At 61.4% G+C, this 19,398-nt stretch carries 17 protein-coding genes; 13 read left to right on the top strand and 4 right to left on the bottom strand.

Annotated features, from left to right (window positions below; genetic code table 11):
- Window positions 1–87 precede the first annotated feature (87 nt).
- Window positions 88–1,005 carry an SdiA-regulated domain-containing protein gene (locus AC3IT9_RS27760; RefSeq protein WP_489271455.1) on the top strand — a complete coding sequence of 306 codons (918 nt, stop codon included), beginning with the start codon at window positions 88–90 and terminating at the stop codon, window positions 1,003–1,005.
- A gap of 146 nt (window positions 1,006–1,151) precedes the next feature.
- Here the strand turns inward: AC3IT9_RS27760 and rpiA are convergent, their stop codons facing one another.
- Window positions 1,152–1,826 (bottom strand): ribose-5-phosphate isomerase RpiA, encoded by a 675-nt coding sequence (rpiA, locus tag AC3IT9_RS27755; protein ID WP_046039153.1) that lies wholly within the window; start codon window positions 1,824–1,826, stop codon window positions 1,152–1,154.
- 267 nt (window positions 1,827–2,093) lie between these two features.
- On the opposite strand from rpiA, the gene ilvA reads away from it, so the two are divergent.
- Window positions 2,094–3,608 carry a threonine ammonia-lyase, biosynthetic gene (gene ilvA / locus AC3IT9_RS27750; protein WP_008048261.1) on the top strand — a complete coding sequence of 505 codons (1,515 nt, stop codon included), beginning with the start codon at window positions 2,094–2,096 and terminating at the stop codon, window positions 3,606–3,608.
- Window positions 3,609–3,648: 40 nt separating this feature from the next.
- Window positions 3,649–4,074 (top strand): DUF2269 domain-containing protein, encoded by a 426-nt coding sequence (locus tag AC3IT9_RS27745; protein ID WP_489271454.1) that lies wholly within the window; start codon window positions 3,649–3,651, stop codon window positions 4,072–4,074.
- Window positions 4,075–4,178: 104 nt separating this feature from the next.
- Here the strand turns inward: AC3IT9_RS27745 and AC3IT9_RS27740 are convergent, their stop codons facing one another.
- Complete coding sequence (locus AC3IT9_RS27740; protein ID WP_150755058.1) at window positions 4,179–4,835, bottom strand: histidinol-phosphatase; 657 nt, start codon at window positions 4,833–4,835, stop codon at window positions 4,179–4,181.
- Between the two features lie 143 nt (window positions 4,836–4,978).
- Between AC3IT9_RS27740 and AC3IT9_RS27735 the strand changes: the two genes are divergently transcribed.
- A complete protein-coding gene (locus tag AC3IT9_RS27735) occupies window positions 4,979–5,458 on the top strand; it encodes an RNA pyrophosphohydrolase (RefSeq protein ID WP_003229203.1) in 480 nt (159 codons plus the stop codon).
- A 22-nt stretch (window positions 5,459–5,480) separates the two neighbouring features.
- Window positions 5,481–7,760, top strand: a complete 2,280-nt coding sequence (gene ptsP, locus AC3IT9_RS27730; protein ID WP_150759081.1) for a phosphoenolpyruvate--protein phosphotransferase — start codon at window positions 5,481–5,483, stop codon at window positions 7,758–7,760.
- 114 nt (window positions 7,761–7,874) lie between these two features.
- Here ptsP and AC3IT9_RS27725 read toward each other — a convergent pair whose 3' ends face one another.
- Window positions 7,875–8,621 carry an NRDE family protein gene (locus AC3IT9_RS27725; RefSeq protein ID WP_489271453.1) on the bottom strand — a complete coding sequence of 249 codons (747 nt, stop codon included), beginning with the start codon at window positions 8,619–8,621 and terminating at the stop codon, window positions 7,875–7,877.
- 133 nt (window positions 8,622–8,754) lie between these two features.
- Here AC3IT9_RS27725 and AC3IT9_RS27720 point away from each other — a divergent pair, with 133 nt between their 5' ends.
- The 3 genes from AC3IT9_RS27720 (at window position 8,755) to AC3IT9_RS27710 (ending at window position 11,462) form a co-directional block, all read left to right on the top strand.
- On the top strand, window positions 8,755–9,537 hold the full coding sequence (locus tag AC3IT9_RS27720) for a sulfite exporter TauE/SafE family protein (protein ID WP_150759079.1): 783 nt from the start codon (window positions 8,755–8,757) through the stop codon (window positions 9,535–9,537).
- Between the two features lie 97 nt (window positions 9,538–9,634).
- Entirely contained in the window at window positions 9,635–10,441 is an 807-nt protein-coding gene (gene lgt, locus AC3IT9_RS27715) for a prolipoprotein diacylglyceryl transferase (protein ID WP_150755061.1), read from the top strand.
- Between the two features lie 49 nt (window positions 10,442–10,490).
- Window positions 10,491–11,462 carry a thymidylate synthase gene (locus AC3IT9_RS27710; protein WP_007995514.1) on the top strand — a complete coding sequence of 324 codons (972 nt, stop codon included), beginning with the start codon at window positions 10,491–10,493 and terminating at the stop codon, window positions 11,460–11,462.
- Window positions 11,463–11,596: 134 nt separating this feature from the next.
- Here the strand turns inward: AC3IT9_RS27710 and cadR are convergent, their stop codons facing one another.
- Window positions 11,597–12,046: a Cd(II)/Pb(II)-responsive transcriptional regulator gene (cadR, locus tag AC3IT9_RS27705; protein WP_150725011.1), complete on the bottom strand. Its 450-nt coding sequence runs from the start codon at window positions 12,044–12,046 to the stop codon at window positions 11,597–11,599.
- A 93-nt stretch (window positions 12,047–12,139) separates the two neighbouring features.
- On the opposite strand from cadR, the gene AC3IT9_RS27700 reads away from it, so the two are divergent.
- From AC3IT9_RS27700 to AC3IT9_RS27680, 5 genes are all read left to right on the top strand, one after another.
- A complete protein-coding gene (locus AC3IT9_RS27700) occupies window positions 12,140–14,401 on the top strand; it encodes a heavy metal translocating P-type ATPase (RefSeq protein WP_489271452.1) in 2,262 nt (753 codons plus the stop codon).
- Window positions 14,402–14,417: 16 nt separating this feature from the next.
- Complete coding sequence (locus tag AC3IT9_RS27695; protein ID WP_489273543.1) at window positions 14,418–15,281, top strand: LysR family transcriptional regulator; 864 nt, start codon at window positions 14,418–14,420, stop codon at window positions 15,279–15,281.
- 228 nt (window positions 15,282–15,509) lie between these two features.
- Window positions 15,510–16,586, top strand: a complete 1,077-nt coding sequence (locus AC3IT9_RS27690; protein WP_489271451.1) for a putative 2-aminoethylphosphonate ABC transporter ATP-binding protein — start codon at window positions 15,510–15,512, stop codon at window positions 16,584–16,586.
- A complete protein-coding gene (locus AC3IT9_RS27685; protein WP_489271450.1) occupies window positions 16,586–18,310 on the top strand; it encodes a putative 2-aminoethylphosphonate ABC transporter permease subunit in 1,725 nt (574 codons plus the stop codon). The genes AC3IT9_RS27690 and AC3IT9_RS27685 overlap by 1 nt, the downstream gene beginning before the upstream one ends.
- A 37-nt stretch (window positions 18,311–18,347) precedes the next feature.
- A complete protein-coding gene (locus AC3IT9_RS27680; RefSeq protein ID WP_489271449.1) occupies window positions 18,348–19,373 on the top strand; it encodes a putative 2-aminoethylphosphonate ABC transporter substrate-binding protein in 1,026 nt (341 codons plus the stop codon).
- Window positions 19,374–19,398 lie beyond the last annotated feature (25 nt).

Here is a 19,398-nt window from a genome sequence, read left to right as displayed (position 1 = left end):
CCTGTACGTAAAAGGCCAGCGGCCATTAAGCTTCAGTTCAGACGGGCGTGATATTTCATCCGCCTGTTTTGACCCGAGCCTGCCCGAATGCGTCGATTTGCCCGTCCCAAATTCCTGATTCTGATCCTGTCGGTGATCTTGCTGATCGCGTTGATAGCGATCGCCCAGTACATGCGCCTGTTCGAGCGCACCTGGTTCAATCTGCATACGCTGTGGCAGCCGGTGAGTTCCTTGTCCATGAGCCTGGACCAGTATCAGGTGGTGGCCGAGGCGCAGGTGATCGATGGCCTGGCCGACGACGTTTCAGCGCTGACCTACGACCCGGTGCGTAAAAGCCTGTTCACCGTCACCAACAAGCGGAGCGAGCTGATCGAGTTGTCCCTCGACGGCAGGATCCTGCGTCGTGTGGCGCTGGTTGGCTTCGGTGATCCGGAGGCGGTGGAGTTCATCAGTGAGGACATCTACGTGGTCACTGACGAAAGCCAGCAGCGGCTGATCAAGATTCGTCTGGAGCAGGACACCACTTTCGTCGATGCGGCCGACGCCGAGCAGATGACCATTGGCGTACACATGGGCGGCAACAAGGGCTTCGAGGGGCTGGCTTACGATTCTGTGGGCAAGCGCCTGTTCGTCGCCAAGGAGCGCAACCCGATGCTGATCTACGAGGTGCACGGTTTTCCGCGCTTCAATCCTGAAGAATCCTACTCGGTGCATGTGATCAACGACCCCAAGCGTGATGCCGGGATGTTCGTGCGGGATCTGTCGAGCCTGCAATACGACGAGCGCAGCGGGCATTTGCTGGCGCTGTCGGATGAGTCGCGATTGATTCTGGAGCTGGATGTGGACGGGCGTCCGCTGAGCACAATGTCATTGAGCAAGGGGCACCATGGCCTGCAAAAAACCGTGCCGCAAGCGGAGGGGATCGCCGTGGACGACGACGGTACGCTGTACCTCGTCAGTGAGCCGAACCTGTTCTACGTGTTCAAGAAGCCCACGCAACTCTAACCAACACCACAAAACACTGTGGGAGCGAGCTTGCTCGCGATAGCGGTCTGTCATTCAACATCTCAGTCGACTGACACGGCCTCATCGCGAGCAAGCTCGCTCCCACAGGTTTTTTCATCTGCCCACAAAAATGTGGGCGGTCTTGGTTACTCGGCGCGCAGGGTTTTCACACCTTCGCTCGTACCCAGCAACAACAGATCCGCCGGACGTGCCGCGAACAAACCGTTGGTGACCACGCCGACGATCGCATTGATCTGCGTTTCCAGTTCCACCGGATTGGTGATCTGCATGTTGAACACGTCGAGGATGATGTTGCCGTTGTCGGTCAGCACGCCTTCGCGGTAAACCGGGTCGCCGCCGAGCTTCACCAGCTCGCGGGCCACGTGGCTGCGGGCCATCGGGATCACTTCCACCGGCAACGGGAAAGTACCGAGGACCGGTACCAGCTTGCTGGCGTCGGCGATGCAGATGAAGGTCTTGGCCACGGCCGCGACAATCTTCTCGCGGGTCAGGGCTGCGCCGCCGCCCTTGATCAGGTTCAGGTGCTCGTCGCTTTCATCGGCGCCGTCGACATAGAACTCCAGGTCGCTGACGGTGTTCAGTTCGTACACCGGAATCCCGTGGCCTTTGAGGCGCGCGGCGGTGGCTTCGGAACTGGCGACGGCGCCATCGAATGCGCCCTTGTGCTTGGCCAAGGCGTCGATGAAGCAGTTGGCGGTGGAGCCGGTGCCGACCCCGACGATGCTCTTGTCGTCGAGTTTCGGAAGGATGAAGTCGACGGCGGCCTGAGCCACTGCCTGTTTGAGTTGATCCTGGTTCATGCGGGCTCCGGGGTGCCGAGGAGGGGACGAAAGGCCGGCATTATAGGCTTCGGGGCGGGGAAGGTCATTGCCCGATTGGCAGGTCGAGCGTTCCTTGTAGGAGCGAGCTTGCTCGCGATGGTCGTGAACGATAACGCGTGAAAATAGATGTGCAGCGGTGCCATTGCGTTTTTCGCGAGCAAGCTCGCTCCTACAACAGGTGGTCGTGCGGCCAAAATGCGGGTTAGACTCCTTGGTCCTGCCCAACCCGCTCAGTGATGCTTTCCGATGCTTGAACAGTACGTCAAAAAGATCCTCACCTCGCGCGTTTATGACGTTGCCGTAGAAACCCCGCTGCAGACTGCCCGCCAGCTCTCCGAGCGGCTGGGCAACAGCATTTGGCTCAAGCGCGAAGACTTGCAGCCGGTGTTCTCGTTCAAGATTCGCGGCGCCTACAACAAGTTGACCCAGTTGAGCGATGAAGAGCGCGCTCGCGGCGTGGTCACCGCGTCGGCGGGCAACCATGCCCAGGGCCTGGCCCTGGCGGCGAAGGTGTTGGGCGTGAAAGCGACCATCGTCATGCCCAAGACCACCCCGGAGATCAAGGTCGAAGGCGTGCGCTCCCGTGGCGGCAAAGTGGTGCTGCACGGCGACTCGTTCCCGGAAGCCCTGGCCTACTCGCTGAAACTGGTCGACGAAAAAGGCTACGTCTACATTCACCCGTATGACGATCCCCACACCATTGCCGGGCAGGGCACCGTGGCGATGGAGATTCTGCGCCAGCACCCGCAGCCGCTGGATGCGATTTTCGTCCCGGTGGGCGGCGGCGGTCTGATCGCCGGCATTGCGGCGTACGTGAAATACCTGCGCCCGGACATCAAGGTCATCGGCGTCGAGCCGGATGACTCCAATTGCCTGCAAGCCGCCATGGCGGCCGGCGAGCGCGTGGTGTTGCCGACCGTGGGCCTTTTCGCCGACGGCGTTGCGGTGGCCCAGATCGGTCAGCACACCTTTGACATCTGCAAAGACCATGTCGATGAAGTGATCACCGTCAGCACCGATGAAATCTGCGCGGCGATCAAGGATATCTACGACGATACCCGCTCGATCACCGAACCTGCCGGCGCCTTGGGCGTGGCCGGGATCAAGAAGTATGTCGAGCAGCGCGGCGTCAGCGGCCAGACCTTCGTCGCCATCGACTCCGGAGCCAACGTCAACTTCGACCGCCTGCGCCATGTCGCCGAGCGTGCGGAGCTGGGCGAAGGTCGAGAAGCGATCATCGCCGTGACCATTCCCGAGAAGCCAGGTAGCTTCAAGGCGTTCTGCGAGGCTATCGGCAAGCGCCAGATCACCGAATTCAACTACCGCTACAACACCGGCAGCGAAGCGCACATCTTTGTCGGCGTGCAGACCCACCCGGAAAACGACCCGCGCAGCGCGCTGATCGCCAGCCTGAGCGAGCAGGGTTTCCCGGTGCTGGACCTGACGGACAACGAGCTGGCCAAGCTGCACATCCGCCACATGGTGGGCGGGCGTGCGGCGCATGTGGTCGACGAAGTGATCCTGCGTTTCGAATTCCCGGAACGTCCGGGGGCGCTGTTCAACTTCCTCAATAAGCTCGGCGGGCGCTGGAACATCTCGATGTTCCACTACCGCAACCATGGCGCGGCCGATGGCCGTGTCGTCGCGGGCCTGCAAGTGCCTCACGACGAGCGCCACCTGGTGCCGGCGGCGCTGGAAGAAATCGGTTACCCATACTGGGACGAAAGCGACAACCCGGCCTATCAGCTGTTTCTTGGCTGAGCGGCTACGCTGACGGGCAAGGCAATAAGGAAATCTGACAATGGAAACGTTAACTGCCCTGAAAGCGGCGCACATGGTGGCAACTGTTGTACTGCTGGCCTGTGCGCTGGGGCTGGGAGTCTGGGTTTTGCTTGCGCGGCGCAAAGGTGATGCGACGGCGGGTAGTCGCACCTTGCAGCGGCCAAGAGTGTTTATCTGGCTGCTGATGGGTCTGGCGCTGCTGAGCATGCCGTTTACCGGCTGGTGGATGGTGCACCTGATGGGCTGGCCGCTGGGGCAGACCTGGTTGCTGGCCTCCAGCGTGCTTTACACGGTGGCGGCACTGGCGTGGTTCTGGCTGCTGGTGCGGCTGAACAAGCTGCGCAAGACGCCGGGTGGCGTGGGGAAATTCACCTTTGCCTTGGCGTTGTTCAGTTTTGTCTGTCTTGTGGCCATTGCCGGGTTGATGGGGGCCAAGCCTGTTTAAGGCTTGAAACCGAGTTGCCCTCATCGCGAGCAGGCTCGCTCCCACATTGGATCTGTGAACGACGCAAATCCCCTGTGGGAGCGAGCCTGCTCGCGAAGGCGTAATCAGTCGCGCAGACTGATTACCGGCCAACCCCGCTTCTTGGCCTCGGCCCGCAGATTCGGATCAGGATCGACCGCCACCGGATGGGTCACCTGCTCCAGCAACGGAAAATCATTCATCGAGTCGCTATAGAAATAGCTGTCTTCCAGCGTAAACCCGGTTTCCTCCAGCCAGCGATTCAAGCGCGTCACCTTGCCTTCACGGAAGCACGGCACGTCGGTGCTGCGCCCGGTGTAGCGGCCGTCGAGCATTTCGCATTCGGTGGCGATCAGGGTTTCGACGCCCAGACGCTCGGCAATCGGCCCGGTGACGAAACGGTTGGTCGCGGTGATGATGACCAGTTTGTCGCCGGCCGCACGGTGCTTGGCCAAAAGTTCTATAGCCTTGGGTAGCATGATCGGTTCGATGCAGTCGCGCATGTAATCACTGTGCCACTGATCCAGCGTGGCCATTTCGGTGCGGCCGAGGACTTCCAGGCAGAAGTTCAGGTAAGCAGCGTTATCCAGTTTGCCGGCCAGGTAATCCTGATAGAACTCATCGTTGCGTGCCTTGTAGGCGACGGCGTCGAGAAAGCCGCGCTCGCACAGGTAATCGCCCCAGGCGTGATCGCTGTCACCGCCCAGAAGGGTGTTGTCCAAATCGAATAAAGCCAGGCGCATTGCAGTTACCCGCTGAAAAGTCAGTAAAAAGGCGACAAGAATACGGTCTTTTCACAAGAGTGCACATAAGGTAGGAACCTTCGTTGCCGCCTTCACAACCTTTGTGGAACAATGCGGCGACATGCGTTTGCGAGGTTGTTGCCGTGATCGACCCCGATGGTTTTCGCCCCAATGTCGGGATCATTCTGACGAATGACGCCGGCCAGGTGCTATGGGCTCGCCGAATCAATCAAGATGCCTGGCAGTTTCCGCAGGGGGGAATCAACCCCGAAGAGACGCCGGAAGACGCCTTGTACCGCGAGCTGAACGAAGAAGTGGGCCTTGAGCGCGAAGATGTTGAAATTCTCGCCTGCACCCGGGGCTGGTTGCGCTATCGTTTGCCGCAACGTCTGGTACGTACCCACAGCCAACCGCTGTGCATCGGCCAGAAACAGAAATGGTTTCTCCTGCGCCTGATCTCCAACGAGCAGCGGGTGCGGATGGATTTGACCGGTAAACCGGAATTCGATGGTTGGCGCTGGGTCAGCTATTGGTATCCGTTGGGCCAGGTGGTGACATTCAAGCGCGAGGTGTACCGACGCGCTCTCAAAGAGCTTGCCCCGCGCCTTTTAGCGCGCGACTGACGACGGAGTTCGACCCCGAGCCATGCTCAATACGCTGCGCAAGATCGTCCAGGAAGTTAACTCCGCCAAGGATCTCAAGGCGGCGTTGGGGATTATTGTGTTGCGCGTCAAAGAGGCCATGGGCAGCCAGGTCTGCTCGGTCTACCTGCTTGACCCGGAGACCAACCGGTTCGTGCTGATGGCCACCGAGGGCTTGAACAAGCGCTCGATCGGCAAGGTCAGCATGGCCCCCAACGAAGGTCTGGTGGGTCTGGTCGGCACGCGTGAAGAACCCCTGAACCTCGAAAACGCCGCGGACCACCCGCGCTACCGCTACTTCGCCGAAACCGGTGAAGAGCGCTACGCCTCGTTCCTCGGTGCGCCGATCATTCACCACCGCCGCGTCGTCGGCGTGTTGGTCATCCAGCAAAAAGAGCGTCGCCAGTTCGATGAAGGGGAAGAAGCCTTCCTCGTGACCATGAGCGCGCAGCTCGCCGGCGTTATCGCCCACGCCGAAGCCACCGGCTCGATCCGTGGCCTCGGTCGTCAGGGCAAAGGCATCCAGGAAGCCAAGTTCGTCGGCGTTCCGGGGTCGCCGGGTGCGGCAGTCGGTACGGCGGTGGTCATGCTGCCGCCGGCCGATCTGGACGTGGTGCCGGACAAGGCCATCGCTGATATCGACGCCGAACTCGGGCTGTTCAAGACCGCCATCGAAGGCGTACGCGCCGACATGCGCACCTTGTCCGCCAAGCTCGCCACACAGTTGCGCCCGGAAGAGCGGGCCTTGTTCGACGTCTACCTGATGATGCTCGACGATGCCGCGCTGGGCAGCGAAGTCACCACCGTGATCAAGACCGGCCAGTGGGCCCAAGGCGCGTTGCGCCAGGTGGTCACCGATCACGTTAACCGTTTCGAATTGATGGATGACGCCTACCTGCGTGAGCGGGCCTCGGACGTCAAGGACCTCGGTCGGCGTCTGCTGGCGTACTTGCAGGAAGAGCGTCAGCAAACCCTGGTCTACCCCGACAACACTATTCTGGTCAGCGAAGAGCTGACGCCGGCGATGCTCGGCGAGGTGCCGGAGGGCAAGCTGGCTGGCCTGGTGTCGGTACTCGGTTCCGGTAACTCCCACGTCGCCATCCTCGCCCGCGCCATGGGCATCCCGACGGTGATGGGCCTGGTCGACCTGCCGTACTCCAAGGTCGACGGCATCCAGATGATCGTCGACGGTTACCACGGCGAGGTCTACACCAACCCGAGTGAAGTGCTGCGCAAGCAGTTCGCCGAAGTGGTCGAGGAAGAGAAACAACTGGCCCTGGGGCTGGATGCGCTGCGCGATCTGCCGTGCGTGACGGTCGATGGCTACCGCATGCCGTTGTGGGTCAACACCGGCCTGCTGGCGGACGTGGCGCGTGCGCAGAAGCGTGGTGCCGAAGGCGTGGGCCTGTACCGCACCGAAGTGCCGTTCATGATCAACCAGCGCTTCCCGAGCGAAAAGGAACAACTGGCGATCTACCGCGAGCAGTTGGCCGCGTTCCACCCGCAACCGGTGACCATGCGAACCCTGGACATCGGCGGCGACAAATCGCTGTCGTACTTCCCGATCAAGGAAGACAACCCGTTCCTCGGCTGGCGCGGTATTCGCGTCACCCTTGACCACCCGGAAATTTTCCTGGTGCAGACCCGCGCCATGCTCAAGGCCAGTGAAGGCTTGAACAACCTGCGCATTCTGTTGCCGATGATTTCCGGCACCCACGAGCTGGAGGAAGCCCTGCACCTGATCCACCGTGCCTGGGGCGAAGTGCGTGACGAGGGCTGCGATGTACCGATGCCACCGATTGGCGTGATGATCGAGATTCCGGCGGCGGTGTACCAGACCAAGGAACTGGCGCGGCAAGTGGACTTCCTGTCGGTCGGCTCCAACGACCTGACCCAGTACCTGTTGGCTGTGGACCGCAACAACCCGCGGGTGGCCGATCTCTACGATTACCTGCACCCGGCGGTGCTTCAGGCGCTGCAGAACGTGGTGCGTGATGCCCACGCCGAAGGCAAGCCGGTGAGTATCTGCGGTGAAATGGCCGGTGATCCGGCGGCGGCCGTGCTGTTGATGGCGATGGGTTTCGACAGCCTGTCGATGAACGCAACCAACTTGCCGAAAGTGAAGTGGATGCTGCGCCAGATCAACCTGAGCAAGGCCAAGGAATTGCTGGCTGAGCTGATGACCATCGACAACCCGCAAGTGATTCACAGCTCGTTGCAGCTGGCGCTGAAGAACCTCGGGTTGGCGCGGATGATCAATCCGGCAGCGATCAAGCCCCACTAGATCTGCGGCGCCCCATTCGCGAGCAGGCTCGCTCCTACATTGGATCTGTGAACGACGCAAATCCCCTGTGGGAGCGAGCCTGCTCGCGATGAGGCCTGTGCTGGCAACACAAAACTAAAGCCTGATCTCCACTTCCCCAAGATGCCCGCCATACGGCCCGAAACTCCTTTCGACCAAATGCAGCGCCCCATCCGCCTGCACAATCAACGCCGTACTCGCCCGCGTTCCATAACTCTGGCTGGCAATGAACACGCTCGACAGCAGCGTTTCCGTAGCCAGCCCGACACCGGTATCCGGCAACTCGGCAAACGGCGCGGTCTGCGCATCGCTCAATAATGCCAAAAGCGCCTGAGGCTGCGGATCATCCAGCACCTCGCTCAATGCAGCCTTGGCCTTGAGCAGCTTCGGCCACGGCGTATCCAGCCCGGCGTTCGACACGCCGTAGACTCCCGGTTGCAGCATCACGGCTTCCGTCTCCCGGGCATTGAAGTGCCAGAGCTCGTTCCTGTTGCCAACCAGTAGATTGAAACCGCCATATTCAGGCGAACGTCTGACAACGTCGGCCAAATAGTCATCAATCGAGCAGTCGCCCTCGAGGAATCGCGCCACCAGCTCCCCACGAGACTTGCGCCCCGGCGGTCGATGGGGGTCGCGGATGTTGGTCAATGCCGCAAAGCGTCCGTTGGCACCGACACCGAGCCAGGTGCCACCGGCCTCGAGGTCGCGTCCCGCATGCACGTGCGGCGCTTCGGGCCATGGCGCCAGCGGCAGGCTGGGGCGGGCGTAGAATTCATCGCGATTGGCCGCCACGACCAGTGGCAGGGCATGACCCGGTCGCCAGGCAAAAACAATCAGGCACATCAGGCTGTCCTTGTGTGTTTTTTGCTCACTCTACGCAGACATCGCTCATCGATCCATCGCCTTGCGCAGTGGAGCTTGAGGCCATGCATCCGTTACCATGCCGCTCCGGTTTTGGGATGCGGGCGGGACAACCATGGAATTTCTGCTCTATCTGGCGCTCGGCGCTTGTGCAGGTGTACTCGCCGGGCTGTTTGGCGTGGGCGGCGGGATCATCATCGTCCCGGTGCTGGTGTTCAGCTTCAAGGCCCAAGGGTTCGATCCGTCGATCCTCACGCACCTGGCAGTGGGTACCTCCCTGGCGACGATCATCTTTACCTCGGTCAACGCGGTACGCGAGCATCACCGCCGGGGCGCCGTGCGTTGGCCGATCTTCATGTGGATGACCGTCGGCATTCTGATCGGTGCCGGGTTCGGCGCGCTGACGGCCGAAGCGATTTCCGGCCCCAACCTGCAGAAGCTCATTGGTGTATTCGCCCTGGTGATCGCCGCTCAGCTGGCGCTGGAGGTCAAACCCAAGGCCAGTCGAACCGTGCCGGGCAAACTCGGTCTGACCGTGGCAGGCAGCGTGATTGGCTGGGCTTCGGCGATTTTCGGCATTGGCGGCGGTTCGTTGACAGTGCCATTCCTGACCTGGCGCAGTGTGCCGATGCAGCAAGCCGTGGCCACTTCATCGGCCTGCGGTCTGCCGATTGCCCTGGCCAGTGCATTAAGTTTCATGATTCTGGGCTGGCACGATCCATTGCTCCCGGCCCATAGTCTCGGTTTCATTTATTTGCCGGCGTTGCTGGGCATTGCCTTGACCAGCATGGTCTTCGCTCGCTTCGGTGCGCGACTGGCCCACAACCTGTCGCCAAAGTTGCTGAAACGGCTGTTTGCCGCTTTGCTGTTCTGCGTTGGTCTGAACTTTCTAGTCTGAAGCATCTGCTCTGACGCACAGCGCAATCCTGGCTTAATCCTGAGGTGGCAGCGTCGCCCGGGAATTTTTAAGATTTGAACTCTAACGAGGAGTCGCAATGCTGCCTTACCCGCAGATCGACCCGGTGGCCCTGGCCATCGGTCCGCTGAAAATCCACTGGTACGGTCTGATGTACCTGATCGGCATCGGCGGCGCCTGGCTGCTGGCGTCTCGCCGCTTGAGCCGCTTCGACCCGACCTGGACCAAGGAGAAACTCTCCGACATGGTGTTCTGGATGTCGATGGGCGTGATCCTCGGTGGACGTCTGGGTTATGTGCTGTTCTACGATCTGAGCGCCTACCTGGCCAACCCGCTGCTGATTTTCGAAGTGTGGAAGGGCGGCATGTCGTTCCACGGCGGTTTCATCGGTGTGATGCTGGCGGCGTTGTGGTTCGGCAAGAAGAACAACAAGTCGTTCTTCCAGCTGATGGATTTCGTTGCGCCGATGGTGCCGATCGGCCTGGGCGCCGGGCGTATCGGCAACTTCATCAACGCCGAGTTGTGGGGCAAGGCAACCGATGTGCCGTGGGCGATGGTATTTCCGACCGATCCGGCGCAACTGGCGCGTCACCCGTCGCAGCTGTACCAGTTCGCCCTCGAAGGCGTGGCACTGTTCCTGATCCTCTGGCTGTTCTCGCGCAAGCCGCGGCCGACCATGGCGGTATCGGGGATGTTCGCGCTGTTCTATGGCATCTTCCGTTTCATCGTCGAGTTCGTCCGTGTACCGGACGCCCAGCTGGGCTATCTGGCCTGGAACTGGCTGACCATGGGCCAGGTGCTGTGCGTGCCGATGATCGTCGGCGGGCTGTTCCTGATCTGGCTGGCGTATCACCGCGCCCCGGCGACTCCAGCGGCAGCCGTATAAAATTCGAACCCCGCAGCGATGGTTGCGGGTTCAAGGACACAGGTAATTCATGAAGCAATATCTCGAACTGGTCGCCCACGTCATCAAGAACGGCACCAAACAGGCCAACCGTACTGGCGTGAACACCATCAGCTTTCCCGGCGCGATGCTGCGTTATGACCTGCAGGAAGGTTTCCCGGCGATCACCACGCGCAAGATGGCGTTCAAATCGGCCATCGGCGAAATGTGCGGATTCCTGCGTGGCGTGAACAACGCTGCCGAATTCCGCGCATTGGGCTGCAAGGTCTGGGACCAGAACGCCAACGAAAACGCCCAGTGGCTGGCCAACCCGTTCCGACAGGGCGAAGACGACCTCGGCGAAATCTACGGTGTGCAATGGCGCAAATGGCCGGCGTACAAGCAGATCCCGGTCAGCAACCCGGCTGCCATCGAGCAGACCCTGAAGCAAGGCTATCGCCAGATTGCCGAAGGCGAGGAGGACGGCCAGGCCTACGTGGTGCTGTACAAGGCCATCGACCAGGTTCGCCAGTGCGTCGACACTATCATCAAGGACCCGGGCAGCCGCCGCATCCTGTTCCACGGCTGGAACTGCGCTCAGCTCGATGAAATGGCCCTGCCGCCGTGCCACTTGCTGTACCAGTTCCATCCGAATGTCGAGACCAAGGAGATTTCCTTGACCCTCTACATCCGCTCCAACGACCTGGGCCTGGGCACGCCGTTCAACCTCACCGAAGGTGCTGCGCTGCTGAGCCTGATCGGTCGCCTGACCGGTTACACGCCGCGCTGGTTCACCTATTTCATCGGTGATGCCCACGTCTACGAAAACCACCTGGACATGCTCAACGAACAGCTCAAGCGCGAGCCGTTCCCGATGCCGAAACTGGTGATTTCCGACCGTGTGCCGGAGTTTGCCAAGACGGGTGTTTACCAGCCGGAATGGCTGGAGCTGGTGGAGCCGGGCGATTTCTCGCTGGAAGGCTACGAGCACCACGCGCCGATGACCGCGCCGATGGCGGTCTGAAGCCTAACGCTGCCCCCCTGTAGGAGCGAGCCTGCTCGCGATGAACTCAAGGACGACGCGTTTTTTCAGACAATACGCGTCATCGTTCACGTCCATCGCGAGCAAGCTCGCTCCTACAGGGGTAGGTGGTGTTCTTAGTGGCCGTGACTACGGCCGACATGGGAATGCTCAACCTCCGTCGCCACCACCCCGCCGCTCACTTCCAGCCGCTGCAAAATCCCGCATTGATCGACCCCCGGCCCCTCGTCGCAGCGTTGGCGCAGGTCGAGCAGTTGTGTCTGCAAGGCCAGCAAGCCGTCGATCCGCGCCTTTACATGGTGGATGTGCTCGTCGATCAGCGCATTCACGCTTTCGCACTGGTCCTGCGGACTGTCGCGAAACGCCAGCAGGCTGCGGATTTCTTCAAGCGTCATGTCGAGGGTGCGACAGTTGCGGATGAAGGTCAGGCGCTCGGCGTGGGCCTGGGTATAGACGCGATAATTGCCGTCGCTGCGGGCCGGTTCCGGCAGCAGGTTCTCGCGCTCGTAGTAGCGGATCGTTTCCACGGCGCAGTCCGTGAGTTTTGCCAACTCTCCAATTTTCATGACGCCAATCTCCAAAACTCCAAAATGGGTGCTTGACCCTATAGTGGCTACAGGGTCTTTACTTGGCAACAGGCACTCTTATGGACGCAACCAATGAGCGATTCCCTGCACTCCCGCAAACCCGGGGCTGAGCACGAGCACAGCCACAAGCTCAAACCCGTGCAAAAACATGGCCATGGCGGTCACGGCGACACCTGCTGCTCATCTAAAGCGGCAGCGCCTGCGCTGGTAAAACTGAGCGAATCGCCGACGATTGGCGCTAGGCTGAGTAGTTTCCGTATCGAGGCAATGGACTGCCCGACCGAGCAGACACTTATTCAGAACAAGCTAAGTAAACTGACCGGGGTGCAGCAGCTGGAGTTCAATCTGATTAATCGGGTGCTCGGCGTGACCCACGATTTGCCCGGTATCGAGCCGATCGTCGAGGCTATCAAGTCCTTGGGCATGCAGGCCGAGCCGATGGATCAGGGGGCTGAAACCCCGACGCCGGCGCCCCGGAAAAAACCGTGGTGGCCCTTGGCGCTGTCCGGTGTTGGTGCATTGCTGGCAGAGGTTATCCACTTCACCGGTTTCGCGCCGAACTGGGTGGTGGCGGTTATCGCGCTGGTCTCGATCCTCAGTGGTGGCCTCGGCACTTACAAAAAAGGCTGGATCGCCCTTAAAAACCGCAACCTGAACATCAACGCGCTGATGAGCATTGCCGTGACCGGCGCGGTGCTGATCGGCCAGTGGCCGGAAGCGGCGATGGTGATGTTCCTGTTTACCGTGGCCGAGTTGATCGAAGCCAAGTCACTTGATCGTGCGCGCAATGCCATCGGCGGCCTGATGCAGATGACCCCGGACACGGCCACGGTGTTGCAGGCTGATGGGATCTGGCTTGAGCAGGATGTCAAAACCATTGGGCTCGGCGCGCGGGTACGGGTGCGCCCCGGCGAGCGTATTGGCCTGGACGGTGAAGTGCTATCCGGTCGCTCAACCATCGACCAAGCGCCAATCACCGGTGAAAGCCTGCCGGTGGAAAAGACCGTCGGCGACAAAGTCTTCGCCGGGACCATCAATCAGGCCGGTTCCCTGGAGTACGCGGTGACCGCCGCGGCGGACAACTCGACCCTGGCGCGCATCATCCACGCCGTCGAGCAGGCCCAAGGCGCGCGGGCGCCGACCCAGCGTTTCGTCGACAGCTTCTCGAAAATCTACACCCCGGCAGTGTTCATCCTGGCCTTGGCCGTGGCGGTGATCCCGCCAATGTTCATGGGTGCGTTGTGGTTCGACTGGATCTACCGGGCGCTGGTGCTGCTGGTGGTGGCCTGCCCGTGTGCGTTGGTGATTTCCACGCCGGTGACCATCGTCAGCGGCCTCGCGGCGGCGGCGCGCAAAGGCATTCTGGTCAAGGGCGGCGTTTATCTGGAGGGCGGTTACAAGCTCGACTATCTGGCCCTGGACAAGACCGGCACCATCACCCACGGCAAACCGGTGCAGACCGATTACCTGTCGCTGGACCCGACCGCCGACGCATCGGCGCCCGCCATTGCCGCCGCGCTGGCCGGGCGCTCGGATCACCCGGTTTCCCTGGCCATCGCCAAAGCGGCTGTGGATAACCAAACCGCGACGTTGATTGTGGATAACTTCGAAGCGCTGGGCGGTCGTGGTGTGCGCGGCGAGATCAACGGCCAGCTCTACCATTTGGGCAACCATCGACTGGTAGAGGATCTGGGCCTGTGTTCGCCAGCGCTGGAAGAAAAGCTGTTTGCCCTGGAAAAGCAGGGCAAGTCGGTGGTGCTGCTGCTTGATTCATCCGGCCCGTTGGCGCTGTTCGCCGTCGCCGATACGGTAAAAGTGTCCAGCCGTGAAGCCATCCTGCAGCTGCATGACCTGGGTATCAAAACCCTGATGCTCACCGGCGATAACGTCCACACCGCGCAGGCCATTGCCGCGCAAGTCGGCATCGACGAGGCCAAGGGGGACCTGTTGCCAGGCGACAAATTGCAGGCCATCGAGGCTCTTTATGCCCAGGGGCATCGGGTTGGCATGGTCGGCGATGGCATCAACGACGCTCCGGCGCTGGCGCGTTCCGAGATCGGCTTCGCCATGGCCGCCGCAGGCACCGATACCGCTATCGAAACCGCCGATGTTGCCCTGATGGACGACGATCTGCGCAAAATCCCGGCATTCATCCGCCTGTCTCGGCAGACATCGAGCATCCTCAAACAGAACATCGCCCTGGCTTTGGTGATCAAGGCGATCTTTCTTGGGGTAACCTTCGCCGGGGTCGCTACCATGTGGATGGCGGTGTTCGCCGATATGGGAGTGAGTCTGCTGGTGGTGTTCAACGGTTTGCGCCTGCTGCGCAAGTAAAGGATGAGGGATGGTTGTGCTGAGTGCCGAGCTGAAGGCGTTTTACATGGTGGCCCGCCTGGGCAGCATTACCCAGGCTGCCAAAAAGCTCGGCCTGAGCCAGCCGACGGTGACGACGCAGATCCGCAACCTCGAAAGTCAGTACTCGGTCGAGCTGTTCTACCGCGGCGGCCGGCGTCTCAGCGTCAGCGAGGAGGGCGCGCGGCTGCTGCCGATGGTCAAGGTGTTGATGCAACAGGAAGCCGACATCGAGTTTTTCCTGCGTAACTGCGGCCAGGTCCAGGGCACATTGCGTATTGCCGCTACGGCGCCGTATTACATCCTCGATCTGGTGAAAACGTTCCGTGAGCGCCTGCCGCAGGTTGAGGTTTCGGTGGAAATCGGCAACTCCCAGCAAGTGCTCGAAGCGCTGGAGGATTACCGGGTCGATGTCGCGGCGTCGTCGCAGTTGCTCGATGACGCGCGACTGGTTCGCCGGGTGCTCGGCAGTGATCCGCTGGTACTGGCGGTGCATCGCAATCATCCACTGGCGGTTCACGATCACGTTCCGCTCAGCGCGCTGGCCGGGCACACCCTGCTGATGCGCGAACCGGGCTCGACCACCCGTCGTTTGACCGAAGAGTTGCTGGCCAGCGCCGGCGTGTGCTTCGGCCCGCTGCTGGAGATCGGCAGCCGTGAATCGATCCGCGAAGCGGTGCTGCGCAACATCGGCATCAGCATTATTGCCCGGCAGGAAGTGCCCCATGATCCGCAGCTGCGGGTGCTTACGATCGAGAATGCGCCGCAGATTCCCGAGTACCTGTACTGCCTCAAGGAGCGCAAAGGCGCTCGGCTACCGGCGGCGTTTCTGGGGTTGGCGCAGGAAATGGCTCCGGCCTGAGATTTGTAGTGCCTGTCCTGGCCTCTTCGCGAGCAAGCCCGCTCCCACAGGGGACCGCGATCAACTGTGGGAGCGGGCTTGCTCGCGAAGGCGCCAGATCAAACAAAACAGGGCTTGAAGGCTTAACCAAAAATCCCGAATACCACTATCGGCAGTTTTTGCCTTACTGCCACATGACGGACTCATTACAACTCTAGGATGGCCCCATCTGCTAGATGAGGTCCGTCCATGAACAACTCGATCGCAACCGCCCTGACCAACCCCGGCGCACCGATGAAGGTGCGCGGTGTACAGAAGCACTTCGGCGCCTTCACCGCGCTGGACAACGTTTCCCTCGACGTAGCGGCCGGTGAGCTGGTGTGTCTGCTGGGGCCGTCGGGCTGTGGCAAAACCACCTTGCTGCGCTGCATCGCAGGTCTGGAGAAACAGGACAGCGGCGAGTTGTACCTGGGCGATCGCGACGTTTCCCACCTGGCGCCCCAGGCGCGGGACTACGGCATTCTGTTCCAGTCCTACGCGTTGTTTCCCAATCTCACCGTCGAAGCGAACATTGCCTACGGCCTCGCCGGCAGCGGTCGCGACGAGGTGCGCCGTCGTGTCGGCCAGATGCTGGAACTGGTCGGCCTGAGCGGCAGCGAGAAAAAGTATCCCGGTCAATTGTCCGGCGGCCAGCAGCAGCGGGTTGCACTCGCTCGCGCCTTGGCCCCGGCACCTTCGCTGTTGCTGTTGGACGAACCGATGTCGGCCCTCGATGCCCGGGTGCGCGAGCATCTGTGCACCGAATTGCGCCAACTGCAACGCAACCTCGGCATCACCACCTTGATGGTGACCCACAATCAGGACGAGGCCATGCTGATGGCCGACCGCATCGCCGTGATGAACAACGGCAAGGTCGAGCAGTACGCCACGCCGCAGGAAATCTACAACCGCCCGGCCACGCCCTTCGTGGCGGAGTTCGTCGGCCAGGGTAACTGGTTGCCGTTCCAGCGCAGCAGCGACAGCCACGCCCAAGTCGGCGGAATGAGCATGCGACTGGCCGATGGCGGCGCCAAGACCGCGTCGGGCCGTTTGTTCTGCCGCCCGGAAGCGATCAACATCAACCCGCTGGTGCACGAGGAAAACCTGTTCCCGGCCAAGGTTCGCGAAATCACCTTCCTCGGCAACCGCTGCCGCATGAGCTTTGAACTCGATCAATTGCCGGGCCATGCGCTGCTGGCCGAACTGGCGCCGGAAGCCATGCCGCGACTTGGCGCCCAGCAGATCATGGTCGCCTTGCCGCCGCGCAGCCTGCAGGTGTTTGCCTGATGAGCGCGAACATCGCGCTGCCGCTGCCGCACAAGCAGGTTCGACAAACCACCCGCGCCGAGGTCGGTGACCGGTTGTTCGTGGTCGGCGGCAAGGTCCTCATGCTGGTGTTGCTGGGCGTTGCCGTATTGATGCCGTTGCTGGCGATATTCTGGCGCGGTTTTAGCGCCGAGGCCGGGCAGGGCGGTGGCTGGGTTGCAGCGAAAGAGCTGGTGACCAGCGAGAACTTCCACTGGTTGCTCGGTAACAGCCTGAAGGTTTCCCTCAGCGTCGCGGCGATTGTCGTACCGCTGGCCTACCTGTTTGCCTACGCGCTGCAACGCACCTTGATTCCGGCCAAAGGTATCTGGCGAGGCATCTCGCTGCTGCCATTGATGGCGCCGTCGATGCTGCCGGGCATCGCGCTGGTTTACCTGTTCGGCAACCAGGGCATGCTGCGTGGCCTGCTCTCGGACAACATCTACGGCTTCTGGGGCATTGTGCTTGGCGAAGTCATCTACACCTTCCCGCACGCCTTGATGATTCTTCTGTCGGCCCTGTCTCTGGCGGATGCGCGACTGTTCGATGCCGCCTCCAGCATGGGCGCCAGCCCGGCCAAAGCCTTCCGCAGCATCACCTGGCCGGCGACCCGTCAGGCCGTGTTCGCCGCGTTCTGTCTGGTGTTCACCCTGACCATCACTGACTTTGGTGTGCCGGTGGTGGTCGGTGGCGACTATCAAGTGTTGGCGTTGGAAGCCTACAAGGCGGTGGTCGGCCAGCAACAGTTCGGTCGTGGCGCGTTGATCGGCATGGTGCTGTTGCTGCCGGCGCTGTTCAGTTTCGGGGTCGATGCCTGGTTGCGTCGGCGCCACGGTGACTCCATGAGCGGTCGCGCCCAGGTGTTCAAACCCGCGCCGTCGAAGCTGCGCGACAGCTGCTACCTGGCCATCGTCCTGCTGATCTGCGCCGCGTTGCTGCTGGTGTTCGGCATGGCGGTGTTCTCGTCCCTGGTGAAGTTCTGGCCGTACAACCTGTCGCTGTCGCTCAACCATTACCAGTTCAACGAAACCGCCGGAGGTGGCTGGCTGGCCTACGGCAACAGCTTGAAGATGGCCTTGGGCACGGCGTTGATTGGCAGCCTGCTGATTTTCACCGGCGCCTATCTGATGGAAAAAACCAAGGGCCAGCGCGGCCTGAACCTGACCTTGCGCATGCTCAGTTTCGTCCCGATGGCGGTGCCGGGCCTGGTGCTGGGTTTGGGTTACGTCTTCTTCTTCAACCTCACCGGCAACCCGCTGCACGTGCTCTACGGCACCATGACCCTGCTGATCGTCTGCACCATTGCTCACTATTTGACCACCGCACAAATGACCGCCACCACCGCGCTGCGCCAACTCGACGCCGAGTTCGAAGCCGCCGCGCTGTCGCTCAAGGCGCCGCTGTACCGCCATTACCTGCGTGTCACCGTGCCGATCTGCCTGCCGGCGCTGCTGGACATCGTGCGCTACCTGTTCGTCTCGGCCATGACCACCGTTTCGGCGGCGATCTTCCTCTACAGCCCCGACACCATCCTCGCGGCGGTGGCGGTGCTGAACATGGATGACGCCGGCAACGTCGGCGGTGCGGCAGCGATGTCGACCCTGATCCTGATTACCTCGGCGAGCGTGTCCCTGCTGCTGGCCTGGGCCTCGCGCGGTTTGCTGCGCCGGTCCCAGGCCTGGCGGCAGACCGCGCCCGGTCATTGAATCTGCACAACCCCTCAACTCAAAACAGGAAAAGATCATGTTCAAGCCTATGGCCCTGGCCGCTGCTGTCCTTACCGCTTTCAGCCTGAACGCCTTTGCGGCGAAAACCGAGTTGACGGTGTACACCGCCCTCGAAGCCGAACAACTGAAGACCTACAAAGAAGCTTTCGAAAAGGCCAACCCGGACGTCGAAATCAAATGGGTGCGTGATTCCACCGGCATCATCACCGCCAAACTGCTGGCCGAAAAAGCCCGTCCGCAGGCTGACGCCGTATGGGGCCTGGCCGCTTCGAGCCTGGCGATTCTCGATCAGCAAGGCATGCTGCAAAGCTACGCACCGAAAGACCTGGGCAAGATCGGCACCAACTACCGCGACGCGGCCAACCCACCAGCCTGGGTCGGCATGGACGTCTGGGCCGCGACCATTTGCTTCAACACCGTCGAAGCCGAAAAGCAGGGACTGACCAAGCCAGTGAGCTGGCAAGACCTGACCAAGCCTGAGTACAAGGGCAAGATCGTCATGCCGAACCCGGCCTCGTCCGGCACCGGTTTCCTCGATGTCAGCGCCTGGCTGCAAACCTTCGGCGAGAAGCAGGGTTGGGCCTACATGGACGGCCTGCACCAGAACATCGGCCAGTACGTTCACTCCGGCTCCAAGCCTTGCAAACTGGCTGCCGCCGGTGAGTTCCCGATCGGTATTTCCTTTGAGTACCCGGCCGTTCAGCTCAAACGCCAGGGTGCACCGCTGGACATCATCCTGCCGAAGGAAGGTTTGGGTTGGGAGATCGAAGCGACTGCCGTGATCAAGGGTACTGCCCACGAAGAAGCGGCGAAGAAACTGGCTGACTTCTCCGCCAGCCCCGAGGCGATGGAGCTCTACAAAGAAAACTTCGCCGTGCTCGCCCAGCCAGGCATCGCCAAGCCGCAGACCGAACTGCCGGCTGACTACGAGCAGCGCCTGATCAAGAACGACTTTGCCTGGGCTTCGAAAAACCGCGACGAGATCCTGACCGAATGGCGCAAGCGCTATGACGGCAAGTCCGAGAAAGTGGCGGCCAAGTAAGGTCTTCATCGGCTGTAAGGGCCTC

This window comes from Pseudomonas sp. KH_046_1 (assembly GCF_057839025.1).
Note: the sequence above shows the minus strand (reverse complement) of the source record. Positions and strands in the feature narration are given on the sequence as shown.

Bases quoted from the DNA above. Each gene is read 5' to 3' on its own strand.
- AC3IT9_RS27760 (WP_489271455.1), top strand. From the start codon at position 88: ATGCGTCGATTTGCCCGTCCCAAATTCCTGATTCTGATCCTGTCGGTG.
- rpiA (WP_046039153.1), bottom strand. From the start codon at position 1,826: ATGAACCAGGATCAACTCAAACAGGCAGTGGCTCAGGCCGCCGTCGAC.
- ilvA (WP_008048261.1), top strand. From the start codon at position 2,094: ATGCTTGAACAGTACGTCAAAAAGATCCTCACCTCGCGCGTTTATGAC.
- AC3IT9_RS27745 (WP_489271454.1), top strand. From the start codon at position 3,649: ATGGAAACGTTAACTGCCCTGAAAGCGGCGCACATGGTGGCAACTGTT.
- AC3IT9_RS27740 (WP_150755058.1), bottom strand. From the start codon at position 4,835: ATGCGCCTGGCTTTATTCGATTTGGACAACACCCTTCTGGGCGGTGAC.
- ptsP (WP_150759081.1), top strand. From the start codon at position 5,481: ATGCTCAATACGCTGCGCAAGATCGTCCAGGAAGTTAACTCCGCCAAG.
- AC3IT9_RS27725 (WP_489271453.1), bottom strand. From the start codon at position 8,621: ATGTGCCTGATTGTTTTTGCCTGGCGACCGGGTCATGCCCTGCCACTG.
- AC3IT9_RS27720 (WP_150759079.1), top strand. From the start codon at position 8,755: ATGGAATTTCTGCTCTATCTGGCGCTCGGCGCTTGTGCAGGTGTACTC.
- lgt (WP_150755061.1), top strand. From the start codon at position 9,635: ATGCTGCCTTACCCGCAGATCGACCCGGTGGCCCTGGCCATCGGTCCG.
- AC3IT9_RS27710 (WP_007995514.1), top strand. From the start codon at position 10,491: ATGAAGCAATATCTCGAACTGGTCGCCCACGTCATCAAGAACGGCACC.
- cadR (WP_150725011.1), bottom strand. From the start codon at position 12,046: ATGAAAATTGGAGAGTTGGCAAAACTCACGGACTGCGCCGTGGAAACG.
- AC3IT9_RS27700 (WP_489271452.1), top strand. From the start codon at position 12,140: ATGAGCGATTCCCTGCACTCCCGCAAACCCGGGGCTGAGCACGAGCAC.
- AC3IT9_RS27690 (WP_489271451.1), top strand. From the start codon at position 15,510: ATGAACAACTCGATCGCAACCGCCCTGACCAACCCCGGCGCACCGATG.
- AC3IT9_RS27685 (WP_489271450.1), top strand. From the start codon at position 16,586: ATGAGCGCGAACATCGCGCTGCCGCTGCCGCACAAGCAGGTTCGACAA.
- AC3IT9_RS27680 (WP_489271449.1), top strand. From the start codon at position 18,348: ATGTTCAAGCCTATGGCCCTGGCCGCTGCTGTCCTTACCGCTTTCAGC.